Origin of the sequence: Shimia biformata (assembly GCF_016888515.1) — a bacterium.
In the GTDB taxonomy this organism is placed as follows: Bacteria; Pseudomonadota; Alphaproteobacteria; order Rhodobacterales; family Rhodobacteraceae; genus Shimia_A; species Shimia_A biformata.
In genome coordinates this window covers 2,538,694-2,562,179 of record NZ_JAFEJK010000001.1, presented here as the reverse complement: position 1 = coordinate 2,562,179, position 23,486 = coordinate 2,538,694, and the positions used below count along the sequence as shown (strand labels likewise).

23 protein-coding genes and 2 tRNA genes are annotated in these 23,486 nt (G+C 59.9%); 4 read left to right on the top strand and 21 right to left on the bottom strand.

Features of this window, described 5'->3' with window-relative positions; genetic code table 11:
• Positions 1–5: 5 nt before the first annotated feature.
• From JQ863_RS12515 to JQ863_RS12455, 13 genes are all read right to left on the bottom strand, one after another.
• Positions 6–512, bottom strand: coding sequence for a JAB domain-containing protein (locus JQ863_RS12515; protein ID WP_081979737.1), 507 nt, complete (start codon positions 510–512; stop codon positions 6–8).
• A 40-nt stretch (positions 513–552) separates the two neighbouring features.
• Positions 553–783 carry a hypothetical protein gene (locus tag JQ863_RS12510; protein WP_043755226.1) on the bottom strand — a complete coding sequence of 77 codons (231 nt, stop codon included), beginning with the start codon at positions 781–783 and terminating at the stop codon, positions 553–555.
• A 215-nt stretch (positions 784–998) separates the two neighbouring features.
• Positions 999–1,727, bottom strand: coding sequence for a DUF736 family protein (locus JQ863_RS12505; RefSeq protein WP_048534142.1), 729 nt, complete (start codon positions 1,725–1,727; stop codon positions 999–1,001).
• A gap of 117 nt (positions 1,728–1,844) precedes the next feature.
• Positions 1,845–2,123, bottom strand: coding sequence for a hypothetical protein (locus JQ863_RS12500; protein WP_048534140.1), 279 nt, complete (start codon positions 2,121–2,123; stop codon positions 1,845–1,847).
• An 81-nt stretch (positions 2,124–2,204) separates the two neighbouring features.
• Positions 2,205–2,384, bottom strand: a complete 180-nt coding sequence (locus JQ863_RS12495) for a DUF5983 family protein (protein ID WP_043754053.1) — start codon at positions 2,382–2,384, stop codon at positions 2,205–2,207.
• A gap of 98 nt (positions 2,385–2,482) precedes the next feature.
• On the bottom strand, positions 2,483–2,923 hold the full coding sequence (locus tag JQ863_RS12490; protein WP_043754051.1) for a DUF6915 family protein: 441 nt from the start codon (positions 2,921–2,923) through the stop codon (positions 2,483–2,485).
• A gap of 1 nt (position 2,924) precedes the next feature.
• Positions 2,925–3,311: a DUF6878 family protein gene (locus tag JQ863_RS12485; protein WP_009803668.1), complete on the bottom strand. Its 387-nt coding sequence runs from the start codon at positions 3,309–3,311 to the stop codon at positions 2,925–2,927.
• A gap of 125 nt (positions 3,312–3,436) precedes the next feature.
• Complete coding sequence (locus tag JQ863_RS12480; protein ID WP_204114549.1) at positions 3,437–7,696, bottom strand: strawberry notch-like NTP hydrolase domain-containing protein; 4,260 nt, start codon at positions 7,694–7,696, stop codon at positions 3,437–3,439.
• Between the two features lie 112 nt (positions 7,697–7,808).
• Positions 7,809–8,465 (bottom strand): DUF6927 domain-containing protein, encoded by a 657-nt coding sequence (locus tag JQ863_RS12475; RefSeq protein WP_043754045.1) that lies wholly within the window; start codon positions 8,463–8,465, stop codon positions 7,809–7,811.
• Positions 8,465–9,058 carry a hypothetical protein gene (locus tag JQ863_RS12470; protein WP_043754043.1) on the bottom strand — a complete coding sequence of 198 codons (594 nt, stop codon included), beginning with the start codon at positions 9,056–9,058 and terminating at the stop codon, positions 8,465–8,467. The genes JQ863_RS12475 and JQ863_RS12470 overlap by 1 nt, the downstream gene beginning before the upstream one ends.
• Before the next feature lie 70 nt (positions 9,059–9,128).
• The gene (locus JQ863_RS12465) at positions 9,129–11,102 is read right to left on the bottom strand and encodes a ParB/RepB/Spo0J family partition protein (RefSeq protein ID WP_043754041.1); all 1,974 of its coding nucleotides are present in this window, start codon (positions 11,100–11,102) and stop codon (positions 9,129–9,131) included.
• Positions 11,103–11,250: 148 nt separating this feature from the next.
• A complete protein-coding gene (locus JQ863_RS12460; RefSeq protein ID WP_204114548.1) occupies positions 11,251–11,640 on the bottom strand; it encodes a DUF3768 domain-containing protein in 390 nt (129 codons plus the stop codon).
• A gap of 90 nt (positions 11,641–11,730) precedes the next feature.
• Positions 11,731–12,654: an ArdC family protein gene (locus JQ863_RS12455; protein ID WP_204114547.1), complete on the bottom strand. Its 924-nt coding sequence runs from the start codon at positions 12,652–12,654 to the stop codon at positions 11,731–11,733.
• A gap of 272 nt (positions 12,655–12,926) precedes the next feature.
• On the opposite strand from JQ863_RS12455, the gene JQ863_RS12450 reads away from it, so the two are divergent.
• Both JQ863_RS12450 and JQ863_RS12445 read left to right on the top strand, forming a co-directional pair.
• Positions 12,927–13,002 (top strand) — tRNA-Ile (locus JQ863_RS12450).
• A 1-nt stretch (position 13,003) separates the two neighbouring features.
• Positions 13,004–13,089, top strand: a tRNA-Leu gene (locus JQ863_RS12445).
• A gap of 163 nt (positions 13,090–13,252) precedes the next feature.
• Here the strand turns inward: JQ863_RS12445 and JQ863_RS12440 are convergent.
• The 5 genes from JQ863_RS12440 to JQ863_RS12420 all read right to left on the bottom strand — a co-directional run bounded on the left by JQ863_RS12440 (position 13,253) and on the right by JQ863_RS12420 (position 18,942).
• A complete protein-coding gene (locus JQ863_RS12440) occupies positions 13,253–14,761 on the bottom strand; it encodes an argonaute/piwi family protein (protein WP_204114546.1) in 1,509 nt (502 codons plus the stop codon).
• Positions 14,758–17,547 (bottom strand): SIR2 family protein, encoded by a 2,790-nt coding sequence (locus JQ863_RS12435; protein WP_204114545.1) that lies wholly within the window; start codon positions 17,545–17,547, stop codon positions 14,758–14,760. The genes JQ863_RS12440 and JQ863_RS12435 overlap by 4 nt, the downstream gene beginning before the upstream one ends.
• Before the next feature lie 174 nt (positions 17,548–17,721).
• Entirely contained in the window at positions 17,722–18,270 is a 549-nt protein-coding gene (locus tag JQ863_RS12430; protein ID WP_142494277.1) for a GNAT family protein, read from the bottom strand.
• Positions 18,260–18,574 carry a type II toxin-antitoxin system TacA family antitoxin gene (locus JQ863_RS12425; protein WP_142494278.1) on the bottom strand — a complete coding sequence of 105 codons (315 nt, stop codon included), beginning with the start codon at positions 18,572–18,574 and terminating at the stop codon, positions 18,260–18,262. The genes JQ863_RS12430 and JQ863_RS12425 overlap by 11 nt, the downstream gene beginning before the upstream one ends.
• Before the next feature lie 152 nt (positions 18,575–18,726).
• Positions 18,727–18,942 (bottom strand): hypothetical protein, encoded by a 216-nt coding sequence (locus JQ863_RS12420; protein ID WP_142494279.1) that lies wholly within the window; start codon positions 18,940–18,942, stop codon positions 18,727–18,729.
• A 1,018-nt stretch (positions 18,943–19,960) separates the two neighbouring features.
• Between JQ863_RS12420 and JQ863_RS19630 the strand changes: the two genes are divergently transcribed.
• Positions 19,961–20,317 carry a helix-turn-helix domain-containing protein gene (locus JQ863_RS19630; RefSeq protein ID WP_133357971.1) on the top strand — a complete coding sequence of 119 codons (357 nt, stop codon included), beginning with the start codon at positions 19,961–19,963 and terminating at the stop codon, positions 20,315–20,317.
• A complete protein-coding gene (locus JQ863_RS12410; RefSeq protein WP_204114544.1) occupies positions 20,317–20,880 on the top strand; it encodes an ImmA/IrrE family metallo-endopeptidase in 564 nt (187 codons plus the stop codon). The genes JQ863_RS19630 and JQ863_RS12410 overlap by 1 nt, the downstream gene beginning before the upstream one ends.
• 31 nt (positions 20,881–20,911) lie before the next feature.
• Here the strand turns inward: JQ863_RS12410 and JQ863_RS12405 are convergent, their stop codons facing one another.
• From JQ863_RS12405 to JQ863_RS12395, 3 genes are read right to left on the bottom strand one after another with little or no spacing between them, the layout of a single operon-like run.
• Complete coding sequence (locus JQ863_RS12405; protein WP_204114543.1) at positions 20,912–21,853, bottom strand: DUF2971 domain-containing protein; 942 nt, start codon at positions 21,851–21,853, stop codon at positions 20,912–20,914.
• The gene (gene scpB, locus JQ863_RS12400; RefSeq protein WP_204114542.1) at positions 21,850–22,455 is read right to left on the bottom strand and encodes an SMC-Scp complex subunit ScpB; all 606 of its coding nucleotides are present in this window, start codon (positions 22,453–22,455) and stop codon (positions 21,850–21,852) included. The genes JQ863_RS12405 and scpB overlap by 4 nt, the downstream gene beginning before the upstream one ends.
• A complete protein-coding gene (locus JQ863_RS12395; protein ID WP_204114541.1) occupies positions 22,452–23,405 on the bottom strand; it encodes a DUF1403 family protein in 954 nt (317 codons plus the stop codon). Before JQ863_RS12395 ends, scpB begins: the two co-directional genes overlap by 4 nt.
• Positions 23,406–23,486: the final 81 nt, after the last annotated feature.

The window sequence follows — 23,486 nt, the reverse complement described above, 5'->3', positions numbered from 1 at the left end:
CGAATTTAATCCGACAACATCCCTGCCGCCCGCATGCTGAAGGCGTTCTTCTCCCGCCCGAAGCCGACGATGATGTGATCGTGGACCACGATCTCCATCACCTTGCAGGCCTCCACGATCTTGCGGGTGAGCTCGATGTCGGTCTGGCTCGGATGCGGATCGCCGGAGGGGTGGTTGTGGCAGAGGATGAGGGCAGAGGCATCGAGAACGAGGGCGGCGCGGAGCACCTCGCTGACATAGACCGGGACGTGATCGATGCTGCCGCGAGTCATGACCCTGTCGCGGATCAGCCTGTTCTTCCGGTCCAGAAGCAGCACCCGAAACACCTCGACCCGTTCATGAACGGCGTTCAGAGCCAGGTAGTCGGTCAGCATGGTCCAGGACTGCAGTGCGGAGGTCGAGCGGGCATGCCTGCGCAGGATGATGCGGGCGGCGTCGATGGTCGCGATCTCGGCTTCGGAGAAACCGGATGCGCCTCGTTCGGCGATCTTTTTGGGATCGTGCTGTATCATGTCGTTTCCAATCTTTTGAGAGGATCGCGGCCAGCGCCGCTCAGTTCATGCCTGCGATGACGAGGCCGGATTTCATGGTGGGGCGGCCACAGGCCTCGCAGAAGCCGGCGCGCTGGTCGGGTTCGAGATCGGCGGTGTGGTCGCAATCGGGTGCCATGCAGATCGCGGGCACGATGCTGCCCTGCGCATAGTCCTCCAGGAAGTCCACGACCTCTGCGTAGCCTTCGGCCTCGGCGAGCGTGACCAGCTTGGGATGGGTGAGATTGAACATGCGTCTAGTCCTACTGATGAGGTGATACGAAAAGAGGGGAGCCGCGTCACTGCGGCTCCCCTCGCGGGACCTGCCTCTTGGGGACAGGAGGCGCGGGCCGGTCGGAGACAGGACCGGCACCACCCCGTCAGGCCGTTTTGGGAGGAGGATCAGGCCTGCACGGGCGAAAGCGCCCCGGTTGCCCGGGGCGCCAGTTCTGTAGCAGTCGCTGCCTGTCAGCCGACCAGGGCGAGCCCGGCGTTGTCCGACCGGTCCTGGCCTGCACTCTCGACGAAGGGAATGATCGAGAAGGTCTGGCCGCCGCGCTGCTCCTCGTTCTGCACGGCGTTCACCCGCAGATCGCCATCGGGCGTGTTGATGAGGAGCGAGACATAGTCGTTGCCGGTCCGGTTGCTCTTCGCCATCCAGGCCGAGCCGACGCGGATCGGGTGGCCCTTGGGCGAGCTGACCTCGATCCGGTAGTCGGGATGGGTCTCCTCGGTCTTGAACTCGTTCTCGATGAGCATGAAGTCGAGGTCAAACATCATGTTGGCGATGTAACCGGCAAAGGCGTTGTCTGCATCCATCGCCGTCAACTCGCCCGAGATCGAACCGGACTTCATCGCACCGTTCGAGACCAGCGGGATGATCTCGAATTCACCGGTCATCGCTTCGCGTGCTTCCTTGGTCTGCACGGCGTTGACCCGGAAGGGCCCGAGGCCGACATCGATCTGCATCGAGATGTAATGGTTACCGGTGGTGTTGCCGGTCTCGTTCCAGGCCGTGCCGATGCGCACCTTGCGGCCCGACTTGTTCACCGCCGTCACATCATAGTCCGGGCTTCGCTCGGACATCTTCGTCCGAGTCTCGAGCTGGATGGCGATGTCAAACCGGGTCGAATGGATCATGCCGGAATAGGCGGTGGCTGCGGTTTCGGCATTCTTGGTCAGGGTTCCTGCGAACATAGGTCTTCTCCTTGGGTTTGCCGCTGCCCGGCACTTGGCCAGAGCACGCGGGATTGCTTTTCGACCCCTCATGGGATCGCAAAACCACAAAGCCCTCTTTCCTTTCTCTCCTGCCCGTCAGCCCGGCCCGGCGGTAGACGAGGTGTCCGACGTCGCCCCGCGCACCACCCTCCCCTGCGCTGTCGCGCCATCATGGCCCGGCTCCGATATGAAGAAGTCGGCCTCGGCTCCGTTCAGCCTACGGCCGCTCCGGTCGGTCAACCCGATCGTGCTGCCGTTCGGCACAAAGGTTATGAGGTATTGGCCAAGGCCGTCCCGATGCACCCGATACCCCTCATTCGCCCAGTGGACGGATTTGCCGGCATCCACGGCGAGCTTTATCTCCGCGACGTTCATCCGGATCTCCATTTCAGTATTGGTGTTGGAAACAAGAGAGGCCCGATCCGTGGATCGGGCCTCTGTGCAACCGCGATTGACCTACCAGTCGAAGACCTCGAGATAGGGGGCTGGCGGGACGTCTCGATCGAAGAGGACGTAGTCACACCCGGCATCCATCGCCAACGCCATGACCGCCTTGAAGGCGTCGCAGTCGACGCCTTCCGGCATGTCGGCGAGGGTTACAGGGACGGAGAACAGCCAGCCATACTCATTCTGCATGCTCGGCGATTTGGCAAAGAGCCCGTTCTCGATAGCCTGGACGGTTTATTCAGGCAGATGTGCGGTGCTGCAATCGTAGAACCTGCGAACGTTGCGCATCATGATCCCCTCGCCTCCATCCAGTCCTTGAGGCCGAGGATCGTCTTGCCCCCAGCCACCTCGGCCAGCCATTTCGTGCGCGGATCGCCGACGGGCTCATGCGCTTGCCGGTCGATCTGCCCGTTGGCCATCCAGGGCTCGGGCTGGATCCGTCCGAGCCAGTCGGCGAGGCTCGGAATGCGGCCCTGACAGTCTTCGCGGACATGCTGCTCGCCGATCCAGCGGATGGGAATCTCGCGCCCCGCCCCGTTGGTGAGGGAGAGCCCGAAGACACGTTCGGCCTCGAAGATGCCTTGCGTGTGATGGCGCAGAGCACGGTGGGTGAAGATGGCGAGATGCTCCTTTGAGGCATCGAACCAGTCGTGAACGGCCTGATAGTCGGATGGCGTTCCGCCATACTTCCGGGCGGAACTTTCGGCATGATGGAGGGGATGGGCCATGTCACAGGCCCTCATCGAAACTGTGGGAGCATTCAACGTAGCGGTCGGCATGATCGAGGGTGATGCTGTCGGCGATGACATCCCAGGTCAGCGTGCCGTAGCCGCCCTCGTTGTTCTCGAAGCCGGGATGCTGGTGATAGGCGACGGACCAGGCGAAGTCGCCAACCTTCGTGCAGAGTTCGTCAGGGAGCGCAATGCCTGCGGGCTGCACCGTTACGTCTTCGATATTGCCGGAATCGCCGTAGCCTTCGTATTCGGCGGTGACCTCGGTGATGCCGAGGCCTCGCAATTGCGGGAGCAGCTCGTTTCGGGTGGCCTTGTTGGCGGCTTCGCGCTCGGCCTGCCACTTTGCCATCGTCTCGGCAAAGGTGGTCTCGGAGTTGGTCATGGGTCTCGTCCTCTTGTCTGGGATTGGGGAAGGCGCCGAGGGGTCTGGAGACACGCCACGGCGGCGGAACGCGAGGGGGCAAAGCACCCTTCCGCGTTCCCCCGACCCAAGGCCCGCTTTTCCTTTCAGGCGGCGCGATCAGCCCTGGAGGCTGATCCGTCCGCCACGATCCGGCCGAGGATCGCAGCGGTATCGACGCCCTCCCCGTGGGGCACGAAGACCCGAAGCTGGAAGGCGATGATCTCGGTGAAACACCCCAGGGCCTTCAACCCGTCGATCGTGCCCCGGTCGGCCCCGTCGATCTCGAGACGGGCCGCGCCCGCGACCCGGCGGCGGGTGAGCGTGAGGCCGCGTCCCAGATCGACCGGCGCGGTGGATCCGAGCGCGGCCGTCAGCATGTCCCGCGGGGTTTTCGGGGTGCCGACCATGAACCGCGCACGCAGGGCCGCGGCGCCGTCCTCGCTGACGGTCCGGCCGATCATCGCTGTCTGTGCCTCAGGTGTGACGCGGTAGATGCGTTCGTTGCCCGAGGGGATATCCTTCCAGATCGGCAACAGCAGCCCGGTCAGCAGGTATAGCTTCGTCGTGGTCACCTTCGGCAGGCTGTTGGCCTCCTCGTCCCAGAGGCGGCGGAACTCGGGCTTTTCGATCTCTTCCCAGGCGGAGGCCTGGAACTTCCCTTCCTCGACATAGGTGGACCCGCTTGGCCGGGTCACCTTGCGCATGAGCGTGACGATCTCTTCGTCATACATCTGCATCGGACGCGAGGAGATCAGCGCCGCACGTCCCGAGGCACTGTTGATCATTGGCAGCTTGTCGGGGTTCCGGTCCAAAGCTTCTTCTGCGGAGAGGATATGGACGGGGTCCGTCACCTCCAGTCCGATGATCCGTGTCACCGCTCCGGAGCGCGGACAGGTCCAGAGATCCTCGGTCGAGACCTGCTCGATCCTCTCGCCGCGCAATGTCTCGACGCCGAGATCGAGTGTGCCTGCAGCCCGCGCCCGCTCGGTCTGATCGGCAATCCGGCTCATGAACTCGACAAAAAGTGCATTCTGCATGTGGATCGGCAGCGCCAGGACACGGTTGAGGAAGCGCTGGATCGGCGGCAACTCTTCCAGGAGCACGCCGTCCTGGTCGATCAGTCGAAGAGCTGTCCAATCGCTGAACTGTTCGTAGCTCATGGCCGCCGCGCGCCCGGCGGCGAGATCGGCGTAATAGCCTCGCAGCGCACCCCTTGCGATCGGGCTTTCGAGATTGTCCTCCTCGCGGAACATGCCCTGGGAGCCGGTCTCGCGCTGGCCCTTGGTGAGGGCGCCCAGCTGATCAAGCCGTCGGGCGATCGTGGAGGTGAAGCGTTTCTCGCCGTGCACATCCGAGGTGCAGACCCGGAAGAAAGGCGCGCTGACCTGAGCCGAACGATGCGTGCGGCCGAGCCCCTGGATCGCGGCATCGGCCCGCCAACCGGGCTCCAGCAGGTAGTGCCGTCGCCGTTTCTGGTTCTTGGCCGTTTGAGCGGCATGATAGGACCGGCCCGTCCCGCCGGCATCGGAGAAGATCAGGATGTCCTTCTCGCCATCCATGAAGGCCCGGGTTTCAGAAGAATTACTGCTGGCGGACCGCTTCTCGATGAAGAGGGCACCTTCGCTGGCTTTCAGGGGGCGGATGGAGCGCCCTGTCACCTCGGCCACGACCTCATCCCCGAAGGCCCAGAGGATCTGGTCCAGCGCCGAAGGGATCGGCGCCAGGGACATCAGCTCTATCATTGCCTCATCGCGCAAGGCCTCGGCCTCGCGGGAGACAACCAGGGCGCCATTCGCATCCCGCAGCGGCTCCGCGACCATGTTCCCGTCGATCTCCACGATCTTCTGGGCATGGATCGGGAAGGCCTGTTCGAGGTAGGAGAGCACATAATCCCGAGGCGTCAACGCCCCCTCGACCAGCTCGTCTTCGGGGTCCATCGCCTCGAGCCGTCGCTTCAACAGGCTCTCGCCCGTCGAGACCACCTGGATGACGCAGGCAAATCCCTCGGCCAAATCATCTTCAATGGCACGGATGACGGTCGGGGCTTTCATGCCCATCAGAAGGTGGTTGAAGAAGCGCTGCTTGGTGCTCTCGAAGCGGGATTTGGCCGAGGCCTTCGCGGCAGAGGCGTTCGTCTGACCGGAGGCATCATTGACCCCGGTCGCGGTCAGCGCCGCCTCGAGATTATGGTGGATCGTCCGGAATGCCCCGGCATAGGCGTCATAGATCTCGATCTGCGCCGGTGTCAGCGCATGTTCGAGCACGTCATATTCCACACCATCGAAGCTGAGCGCCCGCGCGGTGTAGAATCCGAGCGTTTTGAGGTCGCGCGCCACGACTTCCATCGCGGCAACGCCTCCGGCCTCCATTGCCGAGACAAAGCTCTCCCGGCTCGGGAAGGGATAGTCCGGACCCTGACCCCAGAGTCCGAGGCGGGAGGCATAGGCCAGGTTCTGCACGCTGGTGGCCCCGGTCGCCGAGACATAAAAGACCCGCGCCCGGGGCGTGGCGAGCTGCAGACGCAGCCCGGCGAGACCCTGCTGGGAGGGTTTGACCCCCCTGCCCGCGTCGGACCCCGCGGCGTTCTGCATGGCGTGGGCCTCATCAAAAGCCAGCACGCCGTCGAACCCGTCGCCCATCCAGCCCAGAACCTGGCTCAACCGGGTCATCCCGCATTTGCCTGCGGACCGGAGTGTCGCGTAGGTCACAAAAAGGATGCCATCGCCCATGGAGATAGGCTGGTCAGGCTTCCATTTGGAGAGCGGCTGGATGTCGGCGGGCGAGCCGCCGAGGTCGGTCCAGTCGCGGACTGCGTCCTCGATGAGCGTGGCGGATTTGGAGATCCAGACCGCCTTGCGCCGACCCGCGAGCCAGTTCGCCAGGATGAGCCCGGCGCATTCGCGGCCCTTGCCGCAGCCGGTGCCGTCGCCGAGGAAGTAACCGAGCCGATAGGCGTACGCCTCTGGATTATCATCGGCGCGGGTCATCCGGGACTGGTCTTCGTCGATCGTGAACCTGCCCGGCAGGTCGCGCCCGTGGGCGTCGTTTGCCATCAGGATGGTCTCGAGCTGGGCCTCGGAAAGATGACCCCCCTCGATCAGATGGCCAGGCAGCCGCAGGTCCGAGGCGGCTTCATTCGACGGAACCGGGGGCGCGACCGAGGCCATGGCAATACTCTCGACGAGCGGCGTGGGATGTTCCTGAGCCCCCGTGATCTCAATCCGCTGCGGGCGGTAGCGAGCGTAGATGTCCGAGACCGGGGTGTTTTCGCGGGGTGTGTCGAGGCAGGTGAAGGCCAGCGGGATGGCGGCATGCGATTTGGGTTTGGCAGACGCCGCTTGGGCGATTGGGCGCTGACGTGCAACAGGGACACCGACCCGGCGCGACCCAGTCCGAAACTGCGCACCGGTTTGGATCGAGGGAGTGGCAGTGCGGGTTGCGGCGATGTCATCGATGATTTGGCGCGCCGCGTCCAGATCGTCGACCATGGCACGGACGATCTCGATCTCCTCCTGCACCTTGTCGAAGACCATGAGCTGGGTTTCCACCGTGGTGCCGAGTTTGCGGTAAACGTGGACAGGGATCGTGAGCGCTAGGCGCGGCTTTGCGATGGCCGAGGCCCGTGACCAATGGGCCGCGTCCCGTTCCGGCGAAAATCCCATCGGCATGATTGCCACGAGACGCCCGCCCGGCGCGAGGCGCTTAGCCGCGGAGATCAGATGTTTCGCCGCGATGTGCCTGTCCCGCGAGCGATCGACCGAAGAGGCGAAGGGTGGGTTCATCACGATGACACCGGGAAGGTCGGGCACCGTCAGGAGATCATCAATATGTTCCGCGTCGAAGCCGGTCACCTGCGTGTCAATGGTCGCCTCGAGAAGCGCCCTGCGGAAGGGATCGATCTCGTTCAGCATCGGTTTGCCACCCGCGCGCACGGCAAAACCAGCCAGCGCGCCGGTCCCGGCGGAAGGTTCGAGGACGGTTTCGCCGGGGCGAATGGCGGCTGCGCGTATTACCAGTGCCGCAAAGGGCAGCGGCGTCGAGAACTGTTGCAGACGGATTTGCTGCTCGGAGCGCCGGGTCTCCGTCAGGAGCCGTGAGGCGAGCAATCTGGCCGTCGCGAGCACGTCCGAACCGCTGTCCTGCATGATCGTCGTCACCGTGGCGGCCTGCATCAGGTCATAGGCCATGCGCCAGGACCACGCGCCGCCGGCATCGCTGCCACCGAAAGTCTCGCGCATGATCCGAGCGAGCGATGAGCTCTTGAGCGGTTGCTTCTCAATCTCGCTGCCGATCAGGCGAATGGCCTGCAGAAGGTGAGGTTTCGATGGGAAATCGCGTGCGAGTGCCAGGCTTCGGTTGTCCATATCGTCTGTCCTTTGAGTCAGGTTGTGGGTCCGACAGGACAGAAAGCCGCCTCTGCGCTTTCAAACGCGCGGAGGCGGCTCAAGGCCGGACAGATGACGTCGCTGCCGGCGGTCAGGACCCCTTCCCGGCGAAAAATTCGGCCAGAACCGGACTCGCCGCACTCTTCGCCGAGCTGAGGAGTTCGGACCCGGCGAGCGAGGCTTTCGACAGACGCACGAGGTCGCCTGTCTCCTCGATGCGGTAGCAGCGACGCTTTTGCCCTCCGCGCCGGTAATGGGTGGCGGTCACGATCTGGCAGGTGCTGCCATCGGTCAGCGTTACCGGTGAGGCCAGTTTGATCTTGTCACCCTCGTCGTAGTCCGGGATTGCCGCCCAATCGCGGCAGCGCTGACGCCAAGCATGGGCATAGCTGTCGGGATCCTTCAACTCGGAGAGCAACACCAGAAGGCTGAGCGGCGCGCGGGACTCGACCGGGCCGACGCTCTCCTCCATGTCCTTGTAGCCCCAGCAGCCCTCGTCATAGCGGGTGAGGAAGACGGCGCCGAAGGTGATCGACCCGTCGGCATCGGTCACGTAGGTTCTGTCTTCAACCGGTCCGCCATCGATGTTGGTGAGCCTCAAAGCTGCATACCAGGTCGAGCCGACCTTGCAGGCCTTGAGCAACAATGTCTTGCGGGTATCCGTCTCGAAGGTGCAGAGCCGGGCGATTTCTGCCTTCTCCTCCGCGTAGGTTTTGACGCGGCGGTCGGTGTAGAAGAGCCAACCCACTATGCCGCCCTCCGGTCATCGATTTCGATGAGCGCATCGAGCGGCACGCGGTAAGGCAGCATATCGTCGAAATCCTCGCAATTGCCGCTATTCTGCACGAGGGCGTGGGTGTCGGTGGCGTCCTTCAGGATCACCCGGAACGTCCCGCCGAGACCGGAGGGCACGTCGTAGGTGCCGCCGATCAGGTAGTCAGCGGCGCGGCGCAGGAAAACGCAGATCGTGTGGCCATCGGTTGCCAGCCGGATAGTGTCGTGACCGCGGTCGATCAGCATCTGCACGTCATCGAGAATGTCGGTGTAGAACTGGCCCGTCAAATCGCGAAACGCCGCCTGCCGCGCCGCCATCCAATCCGGATCGCGGAACGGGTTGATGCCCTTGGCGAAGGCATATGTGGGATCGGCGCGTTCGGTGGTGACGATCCGCGTGGTCGAACCGTCGATGCCATTGGAGCGCAGATGCACACCAGTGCCGACGATCAGGATCAGGGCGGGTTTGCCCACCGGCCCGTTCCAGTTGGGAAGGAAGGTGGAGCAGCCGCGCGCATGCGCGATCTGCGCCGCGACGCTCGCGGCAGTGAAGCTAAGAAGGGACATGGGATTTACCTGTAAGATGGAGGGAAGGGTGCGACCCGCGCCGGACATGCCGAGCGGGCCGCCTGCTCGATCAGGCCGCTTTGGCGACCCCGGTTGCGTCTACGGGTGTCTCGGACTCGCCAGCATCAACCGGCTCGACACCTGCCGTCTGCATCATCGGAGGACACCAGGCCGCGACCGCCGCGCGCTGCGCCTCCGTCAGCGTGGCGAAAGGCTCCGCAAAGAGCTTTTCGCAGAATTCGACGACTTGCTTCTTGGTCGAAGAGGCCAATGTCACCGCCTCTTGTGCGAGCCCCAGCTCCTCGCCGAGAATCTTCAGAAGCCAGGCCTTCTTGAAGCGGTTGAAAAGCGCCGCATTCGGCGTCCAATGCGCCCGTATGTCCGGCATGATCTCGACTTCGAAGTCATGCATCAAGCTGTCGCGCTGCCTGTCCCGTGCGAAACAGGATTGCGTGGTCGCGGCCGTAGCGTAGGCGACGAGTTTCGCCTTCTCGCCCGCGTCAAGGGCCCGGAAGAGCGCAAACTGGTCGGCAGGGGACTTCGCGTCATCGGCCCAGGAGAGGTTGAGCGCGTCATGCGCTGCCGCCACCTGTTCGAGCGATGTGCCGTCGATCTCGTCCATCTTCGCGTGGGTGCGATACTCCTGTCGCGCGTCGACCTTGATCGCCTGGGTGACGCCCAAACCGCTGGTAAGCACATCCGTAACCAGCTTGAAGAGCGTGAGATCAAGCGTCGCCTCCGGGTGCTTGGCCATGGCCGCGCCGAGCGCCATTGCCCGTTCGGTCTTGAGATCCTCGGTGAGCGAGGCGGGATAGGTGATCTCATCGCCGTCTGCGGCGCCCTTGTCACTCGGTGCGCCGGTGCCTTTGCCAGACCGCTCTGTCTTGTCTTCAGGGCGCACCATCCCGACATGCAGGGAGATCTTGCCATGCGACCAGGACGCGATCACGCCGGAGCTGGCAAGATCCTCGGTGCTATAGGCCTCCCGGAGGTCCCGCGCCTCGGCTTCCAGCGCGTCCACGCGTTCGTAGAGTTCATTGTACGCCTCGTCCTCGAGTTCTTCGTTCTCCATCTCGTGTTCGAGTTTCTCAAGCTCGGCGGTGATCTCGTCGACGCGCCTCGAACCCTTCTCGTCGGGCTCGACCGGACCCGGATAGACCCGACCATAATCCGCCATGGCGGCATAGTCGTACTGAATGACCGCGTCGGCCCAGGCAAAGCCGATCTCTGCCCGAGCCTCTTCGGCGGCGGCGGCGAGTTTTTCCAGCAGGATCGTTTCGACCAGCGCGGAATCCTCGAGCACGGAATGCTCGTCCAGCAGATCGGCCGCGATGGCACCGCCGCGCGCCTCGTAGTCTTTACGCACGAAGGCCCCGATATCGTCGCTGACCTGGACACCGCGGGACTTCAGCGCGTTCCGCACGGTGTAGGCCTGGACATGGTTGTCCTCCTTGGTGAGCGCCTCGAAGACCTCGCGTTGCACCTCCTGGCTGGGATGATCGGCGAAAGCCTTCATCGTATCGAGCGTGATCGATTTGGCGCGGGCCGCGGCGCGGATGTCGGGATGGATGAGCCCATAGCGCAGACGGCCTTTGACAGCGGCGACCGTGGTACCGAAGGTCTTGGCGATGGTTTCCGGCGTCTGACCATCGACCTCCATCATCCGGGCGAAGGCCTCGAACTCGTCGATCGCGTTCATCGGGGCCTGGGTGATGTTTTCGGCGAGCGAGAGCGCGGTGGTCACATCACAATCTTCGGAGACCAGTCGGCAATCGATCTTCGTGCTGTTGGTGAAGCCCTTGGCGGCCTTGTCCGCAGCAAGTTCCAGCAGGGCCGCGTGTCGACGGCCACCGGCGAGCACCCCGAACTTGCCGTCGATCTTCTGGACGAGCAGCGGTTGCAGGAGGCCCAATACGGCGATGCTGGCCTTGAGATGCGCGATATTCTCGGAGGCGTAGGTCTCGGGGGAATTGGTCCGTACGTTTGCGGGATGGGCGACAAGATCGCCGATGGCGACGGTGGTGGGTTTGAACGACTGAGTCATGGCATGTCCTTCTCGACGTGATTGAGAGGGCCGCGAGTTTCCGTGCGACCGATCCCCGGATCCGGGAACCAACAGGACAAGAGGCCCACTTTCCCTTTCGGAGGGTCAGCGGGCCTGTCGGTGATGTAAGGTTGGGGTGCGGCCTGCCCTACCAGTCGCGCGCCATCATGATGGTAAGAACGCGCATGGTGGTTTCTGGATTGTCGGGAGCCTCGGCGCCGTAGCGGAAGTCGGAACCGGCCTCGTAGAGGTCAATTTTCCAGAACACAGTCTCGCCGCGGATCGTCACCGCCCCGAAATCGTGCCAGCCGTCAGGGTCATTGTCGGGGTCGAATGTATCGAACGCACCGGTGGCCTTCACGGCTTCCGTCACGAAACCATCGCCGGCCTCGATCAGGGACTGGGTCACGACGAGGCGGCCCTGGATCGCCTGATCCGGGGCGATGCCCAGACAGGCAAACCTGCGGAAGGCATCGTTATGGGCGGCGATGACGGTGGCGTTCGGTCGGGGATACTCTGCGGGTTCGGCATGGCTCATGGGGCTGTCCTTTCGGGATGTGTTGAAACCACCAGACCCAAAGCCAGCTTTTCCTTTCACACGCCCTACCAGCCCGGACAGCCTCGGACGTCATGCGGCCTGTTCCCCCTGCCCCGCCTCCGACACGGCGACGAGATAGTCGCAGGCGCGCTGCGCGTCCGCCGCATGTTTGAAGATCGCCCGCTTGTCTGAGCGGAGCACCCGGACCCAGTTGCTGAGATAGGCCGCATTCAGCTCCAGCGTATGCGCCGAAAACCCCAGCTTCTGACCCAAAAACACCGTACAGAGCTCGGCCACAATCTCTTCGCGGGCATATGCCGTGTTCCCGAACCGAGCGTCGCCATAGCTTCGGTTCAACCGATGCCGGGGTTTCGTCCAGTGACCCAGCTCATGACCCCAGACGGCGTAGAAATTCCGCGGGTTCTCGAAGAGCTCGATCGGGGGCATGTAAATCTTGTCGAGGTTCGGGACATAACATGCTTCCCGACCAGAGAAGCTGACATTGGCACCGATTGCCTCGAAGAAGCTCTGCATATGCGGGATCGGTGCGCGTTCGGGATGAACTTCCGGTTCGGCCGCAGCGGGATGGAAGCGAGGGTCCAACCCCTCGATCTGATCGGCGTTGAAGACGCGGTAGGATTTCATGAAGGGGATGGTTTTGGGGTCTTCGGTTTCCGCCTCCCCGCCGTGGGCGCTTTCGACCTGTTCGCGCTCGGCCGTTCCGTAGTAGACGACCACCGACGATTTCGAGCCCTTGATGACTTTCGCATCGAGCTCGTTCGCCTGCCTCAACGTCATCCAGTAAGGCGAGGCGTATCCGGCCATCATGGTGCGCATGGTCAGCAGGAAGTTGTTGACGCCCTGATAGGGTTCGCCGTTCTGACGGAGCGGCACGGAACTGCCGCCGACGGTCCAGGGCTTGCGCCAGGGCAGCACGCCCCGGTCGATGATCTTAATGAGTTCGTTGGTGATCGATGCCGCGGCGTCGAACTTTGGCTTGCTGGATTTGGCCATGATGATCTCCGATGTCTGGTAAGTGTGCAGACCCGGAGGTACCGTTGGGGAAACACCCTTGGTGGGGACGGCAGGGTCCGTCCAGAACCCTGCCAGACCCCCACCCCGTGACTCTGGATCCGGCAAAACCCAAAGCTTGCTTTTACTTTTTTCATATCACTGACACGAAGTGCCTTTCGGCATCCGTCCAGCGGAAGCCCAGAAATCTCGCCAAGCTGACGCTAAGACCCTTGAGCAAGACACCGAATTCGCTCATTCAGTGATCCCCACGTGCCTCGGTAGCTCAGCGGTTAGAGCTGACCGCTCATAACGGTTAGGTCGCAGGTTCGAATCCTGCCCGAGGCACCACGCGGACATGGTGGAATGGTAGACACCGGAGACTTAAAATCTCCTGCACAATCGAGCGTGCGGGTTTGAGTCCCGCTGTCCGCACCAGAATCGGCCCCGCAACGCTGCAGCACTTTTCGAACCCTCAAAAAGGCTGGCCAACAGGCGGCCTGCAAAGACGTTCAGGTCAATAGGAGGAGCCATTTTCGTTACCGTGCTCGGAGTAGTCCACGAGCATTGAGACTAAGGAAAGCAAGTATCCGTCGGGCTCTCAGACGAAGTAGCGAAATGAGGTCTCGCCCGGCTCAGCGTCTCCGAACTCGTCAAGGATGCCGCCGACTCGACGCGCGAACGACAAAGTCACGGGCCACTTCCCACGAATATCAGCCGTATTCCAATTCATGCGAGTGAGATTCAATACGTCTTGAGCAGCCTCAGTCTTACTACCACCTGACTGCATTCGGATTTCAAACGGCTGCGGAACATGAGGGCCAGGATACGTACCCAACTCGGGCATGAAGCCTGACGTGAATAAGAAGGAGGTACCAGAATTGATAGTGCAAAGTGTTCCGACATTCGGAGGATAGACCCCCAGCCTCAACAGACGCAAACTGCTCGGAACCAGCGTCACGAGATCAACAATGGGGATGTCAGTTAGTGCCGCCTTAATACCCGCAAGTTCGGCGGCATCGAAATATGTGGTCTTGTGCATTACCACTCGTACCGGTGGACCACCCGCACGCGTTGCATATTCCGCCACGATATCTTTTGAGAGATCGTATGCTTGCTCTTCGGAAAGGTGAACATTGCGGCTCTGATCGGGTGTGGCTGGTACGCCATCACCCCGGATTGCAAATCCTTCTCCCTCGCTCGAAAAAGCCTGCGCCAAACTGGATTGAACAATGTGGCGCTTGGTTGTTCTCAGGTGATGGAAAGATATTCCAACAAAGCACGTCTCAGGCCCCGTTTGGGGCAATCGCCATGGAACTCCACCCGCTTTGTAGTAGACACCAACTGAAAAGTTCCATGCTCTGGTTGCAGCATCTTGACCACGAGGCGTGTCCTCAAGAAGGTTCCGGGTGACCATTTGTATCGGAAGCTTGGCTCTGAGCGCACGCGCTTTAAGTGCATGGCGCAAGTCTCTCTTCAGAAAGTCCTCATCCGTCTGCTCGACTTCTTCAAATAGATCAAACAAATCAAGTTGACCATTGGCCCGAGACTTTCGAATTATAGCTGCAGCTTTCTTTTCCTCGGTTGTCGCGCTTCGCTCTACAGAGTGGGACTTCTTTAGAACCTCGTCTGGCATCGCCATTATGACCAAGTCAGGTCGATTGGAGTCGCGAGCGGCAAGGCTATCCAATGCATCAGCGTAAGCGTCCAGCACCTGCTCGAAGCGGCGGAATGGATCACTGATTGCGAGCGCAGTGCCGAGTTTGTCGCCTACCCCGCCCTCGTCTAGCCGAACAGTCCAACTGTCTTTAGTCACCAGTGCGCTGTGGAACGTCTCTTCGAAACCAGGAAACATCCGTCTCAGTTGTGTTTCGCCTTCCAAAACTGGGATCGGGTTCATGCAGCGCTCTAACCAAGCCCTAGTGAGATCGATCATCCATTGCGGGCCAATTATTCCGACGCCAATCTTCTGCTTCCTTGAAGCCGACCCAAAATGGAGGTCGAATGGCCCCGCCTGTGCCAGTCCTACCTTGGGATCCGAAACCGAAAGAGCACCACCAAATTGAAGGTTTGGGGGCGCCAACTCTTTGACTGACAGCTCTAGCGTCATTGGCCATCGTCCCCACTATCATCATCGGGAACATCTTGTGCTGCATCAACGTCGTCAATCGCTGCAAGATCTTCCAACTCTTGATCAGCCTCCAAAACCCTCCGTTCCAGTTCGTCCTCAAGGGTTCGACCATCACCAAATGCTGTCGACTTATAAGCAATTCCGGGGAACGCACTGTTGAGTAGTACTGTTGGCGCATAATCCGAAAGCGTGTTCCTCGTATCAGGTTTCAAGGCAAACACACCTTCAGCCTCCTCGGACAAACATGCCATCCAGAAAGTCACATCGTGCATCACACTTGGATTAAAGTCTCGGGCAGCCCTTTTTGTCGAAAGAATATTTATTCTATCTCTTCCTAAGTACCGGCGATTGCCGTCGCGAGTGAAGACGTAACCCGGGTTGATAAAGAGACCCCAGTCAATCCCAAAGGCCATCAAGGAGTATGTGAAGGCCTTATGTTCGTAGTAGAGAAGATCGTCAGAATCTCGCCTTGTACGAGCCTTCACAATGGTTCTCGTAGCGCGCTTCACGCGTCCCTGATAAGTGATTTTTCTTTCAGGCTCGTCGGTTTTGGGGAAGTGCGCCCTGCGACGATCCTCGTCAACAACCAGGCCGATTGCCCTTAGGTGTTCGTTCAACAGCTCATGCAGTAGCCTACGCATGATGTTCAAACCATTTCCCTGCTCAAAGAGCTCTGGGATTGTCAGTTCTTCGATGTCTCCATCGTCAAATGGCGTTACATAGTCACTTGTGATCCGCTCCAGATCGTAAAAACTAAAGAAGCGCCCATCTTGGACATATCCTGGAGGAACTGGAAGATCTCCGGCGCTTTTCCGAAGCCCTGATGCTGATCGCGCGGATGTACCGGCGTGCCAAATCTTTTCCGGCAAACCAACAAATTCCAAAAGATTTGTCGTGAACCGTACTGTTTCAGACTGATCTGCTACCGCCGTGCGAGTAATTTCATCTACTGCTTCTGGTCGGGCAAAAATCAGTACCTTAAACGCAGAATTCTGCTCCATCGGATAGAAATGCACATCACCATTATTGTCGATTGTGTATTGAAGCATGTCGGCTAGGCCTGAGCCGCGCCTTTCCATTTCGTTGCTACCGTAAAAGAAACTCGAAATGACTGGGTTTCGATAGCCCTTCAAAACACCCCGCGAACCTCCGCGTACAAGGCTCTCAATCGACTCTGCGCCGGTCCGTAGCGCGACTTCATCTATGAGACCCCCTGGACTTACCGTTTCAATCTCAGTCGGTGAAATCCTGATTTCTATTGGCGCTTCAACCGCATAATCCCGATGCACTAGTGCATTCACAATCATTTCATGGATAGCCAACGGATGATAGGGAGTTACTTGGCGGGATTTTCCATCTTTCAAGAGAAACGGCGAATTGAGGAGAGCGATCGTCTCCTCAAGTGTGTTTAGCTGGTTCCAAAGAGTACCACCAATTTCTCGCTCAACCAAAAAAACGTCAGCCTCGCCGGTGTCGATGAGATCAGCGTCATCGCCGAAGGCTCCGCGCAGCCATGATTCCGGACCTACAATGGTTAATTTGACCATTGCCTGGGCGAGGCGCTTGTTAGGAGTTCGAGCGAACATGACCCAAGCAGCGAGCGTAGGCGCCGAACTTTCCGGATCACCTTCAGTTTGATGCAGGAGCTTCTTAACAACCGCGCGTTCTTTGACCCAATCAGAGTTAAAGCGCTCAGGATAAGGTTCGTAGTGCTTGTCGGCGTACTGCTTCAACCGCTGGAAAAGAACCTGTTCATCCAGATCTTCGAACCGCCCGGATTGAAAAGGGCGCATGTCCAAAGGAAGAGAACTCGGGGCGCTGACCGGCCCAAGTTGTTTCAAGGGAGTCTGCCGAGCAACGAGTTGCTCCAGCAGGTCCGTCTTCAATAGTTGATCGAAGCCATCAATTGGAACCCGATTGAAGTTTGAACCAATCTTGTCCGCAAAAGATTGTACCAGAGGCGAGAGGGATTCGCCTATGCTGCGCTTCATATCGCACCAGAAGACCCCGTTTTTGAACCCATTTGCATAGTCAATTTGGTTTTCAAGAAGGTCTTTCATGACCGATGGCTCCATTCCGCGATACCCAACTACAATCAATGGGTGATCACGCAAAAGAGGCTTGATATGCTCGACGGTCTCTTGGTCCAACTTCAATACATCTTCGGCCAAATTCTTGTCGGAGTAGTGCTCAACCGATCCATGGATGTGGATTAACTGCGGGTTTGCTGGCGACGTTTTGAACTGGACCCAATCCGACGCAGTGCGGATCTTGACCAAGAAGGGCGGCACTGCTTCAAGAACGGCCGCTCGATCAATGCAATGATCAAAGTTTGTCGTTAGAACCGTTGCAACCCAACCGTTGTCTAAAATCCGTGCTAGCGCCCGATACCCCTGTCCGGGCTTCACACCACGGCTGATAAGTTGCTCGAAGAACTCTCTTCGATCCTGTCCAATTCCCAAAAGGTTGTCGATCGCAACAGGGTATTGGTCGGGGAGACCAACCCCCCGTTTGAACCAAGACTGCTGTTCAAGCCAAGGTATCCAATCAGAATCAACGACGCCTGGGTCCATCGGAGACCGACCATGCGACTTACAGTATGCCCACTTCGCTGCGCGGTTCACTGTTTCACCGGCCGCTGGCACACCGGATGTAACGGAAGCCCCTGCTCCTAGCAACAGAACCGGCTGGCGGTGCTCGGCGAGCAGTGTTTGCAGGCGTCCAACCTCTGCATGTCTAATTGATGATAGAACCTTGCTGTCCATCTGCTCGAATCGTGTTGTTTTGGTTTTGTTAGTTTATTATGCGGAACAAATTCAGAACATGCTAGACTGTTCACTGTCGCAAACCATAGGGTCAGAATGTCTTAGTCACTTTCCTTTGAGTTCAGATTTTTTGCATTCGCGTCATGCACATGACTTTCGGCGCCCAATGAGCGATCAACCGGACAGCGCCCGCACTGTCTGGATCGGCATGAACAGGCGCAACGGCTGATCTGGCAACGGGGTAAAACCGAACGCCTCGTAGTATGCTTTTCGGCGCGCCACGATTTCGGGGTTTCCGCAGTCGAACACATCGAGAAGGACGGCACAGGTTCCAATTTCGTCTGAGACGCGCCCAATCCGGTTGAGCGCATCGGCAAGCAATGCGCTGCCCAAGCCCTTTACCTGCATCGTTTGATCGACGCCGATCATGGAAATGAATGCAGCTGGCAGCATGCCATGCCTTGGCGCCTTCCTGGCCAGCTCATCAGGCATGTCTTCCGCAACAACCGCATGCATGTTGATCCCGTAGAACCCAAGGGTTCTACGGTCATCGTCTAGCACGACCCAGATCCGGACGACATCAGCCTTGGACCCCTTCTTGGCCGTCAACTTCAGGTAATTGTCGATCTGGGGGACACCACAGGAAAAAGCCGTTCGATCCTGGCTCTTGGCATCGAACGGCTCGATTGTGAACTTGGCGTCTACGGCGGCGTCAGTCGGCATTCGCGATCAGCGTCTCGCGCAATGCAAAAGCCTGCTTCAGCCGATTATTCGGCTTCGGAGGATTTTCGAGCGCGCCAAAGAACGCAGCACGATCCGCCTCGCTCTCCAACGCCGTCAACTTATGAGCTTCAATCGTCGTCTGCGCGGCCTTGTATGCAGCGCTCACAACAAAGGAGCTTACCTCAACACCGCTCAAGGTTGCTGCGCGACTGATCGCATCCTTCACCGAAGGCTGTGTACGCGCTTCCAGCCGAGCGCTCTTGGGCTCGTCGACAGCGACAGTGCTATCCTCAAACGCCAACATGGTTGCCTCCTTGATCCGAAACGACGTCAAGCGGCAAGATGCCACTCACACGCAGCTATGTACGGCATATCGTCGTACATGTCAAGTGTACGGCGAATTTCCGTACGCTAAAACAAAGCCTGACTAACACGTTCTCTGGGCGAGAGGCAAACTCACTTTTCTCGAACGGTCGTACCCGGGTTCGCCTTGCCATGCTTTGCCGTCACGAAGCGCCCGGAAATTGCGCTCCGATAGCTGCCACCGGTAGAACCACTCTTGCCAGGCGCTTCTTTTACCGTCGTGCGCGGATGTGACTTCCCATAAGCCTTTGTCACGTACCGCCCCGATTTCGCGCCGCGATAGCTCCCGCCGTTGCCTTTGCCTGCCATCTGAATTCTCCTTCTCAAGTCTGGCGTGTTATTGGGTCCCTCCGAGGCGGAGGGCTGGTTGGGTTCCAAACAAACTGAAGAACCTCCGCTGGAGGCCTGCGGGTCTTCATTGCAAAATCCAGTAGCTCAGAACCGGAGGTGTTCTTCTGGTCAGATGACCGACAGCACTGGGCGTATTTCCCGAATGGATGTTCGCATCCGCAAAACTCATCGTCACCGAGTTCGAGCAGTCTCTCAGCTGCAATCGGCACAGATTGCCGACCGGGCCATTTTCCGTATTTCTCGAGGTAGAGATGCCGCACGGCCCAGAGGCTATATAGGTCGAGCAGTCCGGTCACCGAACCGCCGGGAAGCCATGTCTTGTCTCGCGGCTCGAATGCGCAAATCGAGCCATCGGGAAAATTCGTATGCCTCGGCCCGATCCATGTTTTACTGACAGCAGTGGTCCAAAAGCCCCAGGCTTGAACCGGCCTTCTGGTGGTATAGGGAAGTTGAATGGCAAATGCGGCTCTTCTACCTAGGCCTTCGATCAGATCGCTCTCAGCGAAGAGCCACATCTGCCTTTCTTGAGGAAACGCGAGCAGACCCGGGTACGCGTCCCGGCATTCCCCTATGCCTTCCGCATAGCGAGACCGTAGTCCTGGCTGGACGAACGGTGCTCCGGAATCGGGCGCCCGGGATTGTCCGGTCGTCCCTTGCCCTCCGGCGGTCCGTTCCCACGGTCGGGTTGCGGATCGTGTCGATTGGTGCCGTGCATCAGCTATCTCCTGGCCCGAAGGTTTCAAGACAACCGAGGAGCTGTCGGGCCGAATGACCCCCCGATTGAACACGGTCGGCAGGATGCCAGCGTCGAGGCCCAAGCCGATGGCCTTCAGGTCGTCCTCGATGCTCTTCCTCATATTGAACCGCCCCATTTGCCGCAGTGTCTGTGCTTTACGGATTCGCAACAGCGTTGCTATAATGAAATCCTGAAACAACACATACGGGGCCAAAATGAAAATTGCAAGAGTCGAACACCATGCCTAGTGTGCAATTCGACGGGAACGGCTTCTACGCCGCGTTGGACGCGGTACGGGAGGAACGGAAGCTCACCTGGAGAAAGGTTGCAGAACAGTCGGGGGTGAGCGCTTCATCGCTCACGCGGATCTCGCAAGGGAAGAGACCGGATGTAGACAGCCTAGCATCTCTGTGCTCATGGGCGAAACTGAGCGCCGACGATTTCATGCGCGCGCACGACAGCAGTCAGAATGGCGAGCCCTCGTCGTTGACCAAAGCACTGATGTTGTTCCGCGCAGACCCAAACTTAGGAAAAGAACAGGCAGACGCTCTCGAGCGCATCATTCAATCCGCATATGAGGGCCTGAGGACGCACTGATGGCACTAAGGCGGGGCTTCAAGACCGATGCGGAATGGTACGCTCAGGATGTTCGACGCGAACTCGGCATCCCTGAAACCGGAAAACTGTGCCCATGGAGCCTCGCAAAACACCTTGAGCACATCGTTGTTGATCTTTCGTCATTCCAGAAAGAGCACCCACTCGACGTCGCACGCCTTCGGCAATGCACAGGCGCAAAGGGATTTTCTGCAGTCACCATTCACAAGGGTACTGCACGGCTTGTGATCTTGAACGATGGCCACGAGAAGCCACGTCAAACGGCGGATCTTGCTCACGAACTGGCACACGGACTCCTTCATCACGTCCCGCTGCCTTTGAGTGATGAAACTGGTGTACGCATGTTCAATGCCCGAGATGAAGAGGAGGCGCATTGGCTGGGACCAACCCTGTTGGTTCCAGGTCCCTCCGCCCACGCGATTGCGAGACAACGCCTTTCGATTGAAATGGCGGCAGCGCAGTATGGTGTGAGTAAGGAGTTAATGCGTATGCGGTTGAACATATCTGGCGCGTTTAAGCGTGCTAAAGCGGCAGGCTGGCGTTGACGTCTTATCACGTCCTCGCATAAACCTCCGCCTAGCTCGAGCTGTCTCGATCGAGGCTTTCAAATGCCTCGTATAAGGATAGGGATCGCCTGGGCAGGGTAGCCAACATCTCATCGACATCGAGCGCATATCGGTTCAGTAGGAAGGTGTCAGGTTTTCGGCGGATCTCGTAAAATTTCACCGTCGTGGGCCGATCTTCCAACGCCCTAACGACAGCATATTTGACTGCCAGCGGGCACCTCATCCCGAAGACAACCTCCTCCAATTCGATCGGAGAGTCCTGTGCACCACGTCGACCGATAAGCCGCCATTCTTTCTCGTAGCGCCAGTCCTGAGCTTTCTTCAGAAGCACAGCGTCGTCGACGACCTGGCGGGCGCCGCGATCACCATCTAACATCGCGAGAACCATACTGGCCGCGACCATACTGCTGCCACCGTACTTGATCTTGAAGACCTTGTTGGCGGCTTGTTCGGGCAGCGAGTACCCTATGGCGAGGCCTCGGTGCTGATCGCCGTAGTGGCTCCACATCAATGGACAATTATTGCGTTCGGCAAGGGACACGATGCCACCATCGTATCGACGGAGCAGTTCTTGCTGGATGGCTTGACCGAGAAGGAAGGCAACCGGGTTCTCCAATCGCAGATCGGGATCTGTCGCGTTGTACCGGATATTAGAAATGATCTGCTCCGCCTGACGCCGGCTAAGCTTTAAGATGTGATCACGTGTCTTCGGCCCCCTGTATCGTATCGTCGAAGCTGCCGCACTCAACTCGCCGTGCACGCGATGCTCGATCAGTTTGATCAGCATGGTTTCCAACTGATCTTCAGCCAAATCGATCTCGATGCTTGGCTTCGTGTCCAAAGGATCGTTGAAGGTACTGGGGTCAGCGAAATAGAGTTGGTCTTCGACCAAGCCGCTGAGCGTTCTGTCCGAAAACGCCCGATACTTGTAGAGTCGACGGGGGGTTTTCAACTACTTTCACCTCCTAGTTCGAGCTCCGGCAGGTCCCGTAAACTCTGCAGGTCGAACGTCACCAGAAACGTTTCGGTCGTCACGAAGGTATGCGGCGCTCCGGGACGCGGCGACCTGGGTCCGCTCGTAATCAGATCCTTGTAGCGCAGCCGGGCCAGCAGATCGCGGCTCACCTCCTTGCCGAAGATATCCGCCAGGCCCGCCCGGTCGATCGGCTGGTGATAGGCGATGGCGCAGAGCACCCCCATTTCCATCTCGGTGAAGGCCAGCGACTGCTCGCCGAGATCGGCCGCCGCCTTGATCGCCTCGGCGAACTGCGGTCGCGTCCGGAACATCCAGCCACCGGCTACCTGCGTGAGTTCATAGGGGCGGCCTCCCAACTCGGCCTGAATATCCTCGATCAACAACTCGACCGAGGCCCCCTGCCCCACCACGCGCGCCAGATCCTCGCGCCCGACCGGCGACGCACTTGCGAACAGAACCGCCTCGATCCGCCCCATCCATTCGCGCCAGCGCAACTCCGGCGGCAAGTCGTCCAGCTCCCGGTCAAAGGCAGCGCCGCCCTCATCCGCCGGTTTCCGTTTCCTGGTCGCTGTCGTCATGATGCGATCCCGTAGAGTCGGAAACTCGGCCGTCCGGTCAATTCCCGGGCCACGCCCAGCTCGACCAGCCGGTCGCAAAACCGCCGCGCGGCGCGATCGGTCATCGGAATCGAGGTCCCGCGAATTCTTGGAGACAGCACCGACGCCGGGGCCACGGCATCCTCGGTCAGGAACAGGTCAACCGCTGCATCTGACCCTTTCGCCCGCAGCTTCGGCGCAACGGTGCGAAGCGTGTACGCACGACGGGCAAGGTCCCGCGCCAACCGGATCGACTCTTCGATAGCCTCGAGGATTCGCACCTCGACTGCCAGATCGGCCCCCTGCCCTTCTGCAACTAGGTCTCGCAGCGCCGCCTTTGTCATCCGCTGCGCTAACACCGGCAGCAGGGTTCTCCGGTTTAGCGCCCGCGCCAGTACCAAATCCGACAGAAGGCAGGCGGTCCGTTCAGCCCGGTCGTCGACCTCGAGCACGGCGCGCAGAGTTGCGACGCAACCCGACAACGGACCATGGGTCCGTGCGCGTTCCAATCCCACGTCAAGCCATGCACCCACCTCGCCCGCGAAGTCCAGACCAACTAGGTCGACGATCTCACCAGTCCCGCTCACCCGAAGCCGCACGGCCTCGCGCCAGAAGGCCAGCAGATCGCCATCCGGGCCCCGCGCCTCGCCTGGCGGTGCTAGGTGATAGGCATCGCGGATGTCCGCCTCCCTCGCCAGCCGCCCTTCCAGTTTCGAGGTGACCGTCGCCGCACTCAGTGCCAGCCGGTTGGCGAGCAGTTTCACGGGCACACCATGCCTGGGATCACTGATCAGCTGATCGAGCACCGTCAGCGCCGCCCCCGACCGAAAGGCCACAGTTTCAAGGGTTTCGGCACGCCTGGAGGTGACCCAGCCCGGCAGCTGCGGTAGGGTGTTCAGGTCGTCAGAGATGGTGGCGGGCTGATATGTCATGCCACAACACTAGTCTCTCGCGGCGCTTTCGTCCACAATATGATGCGCAAACCGCCCCGCTATGTCGCGCGCAATTACGTC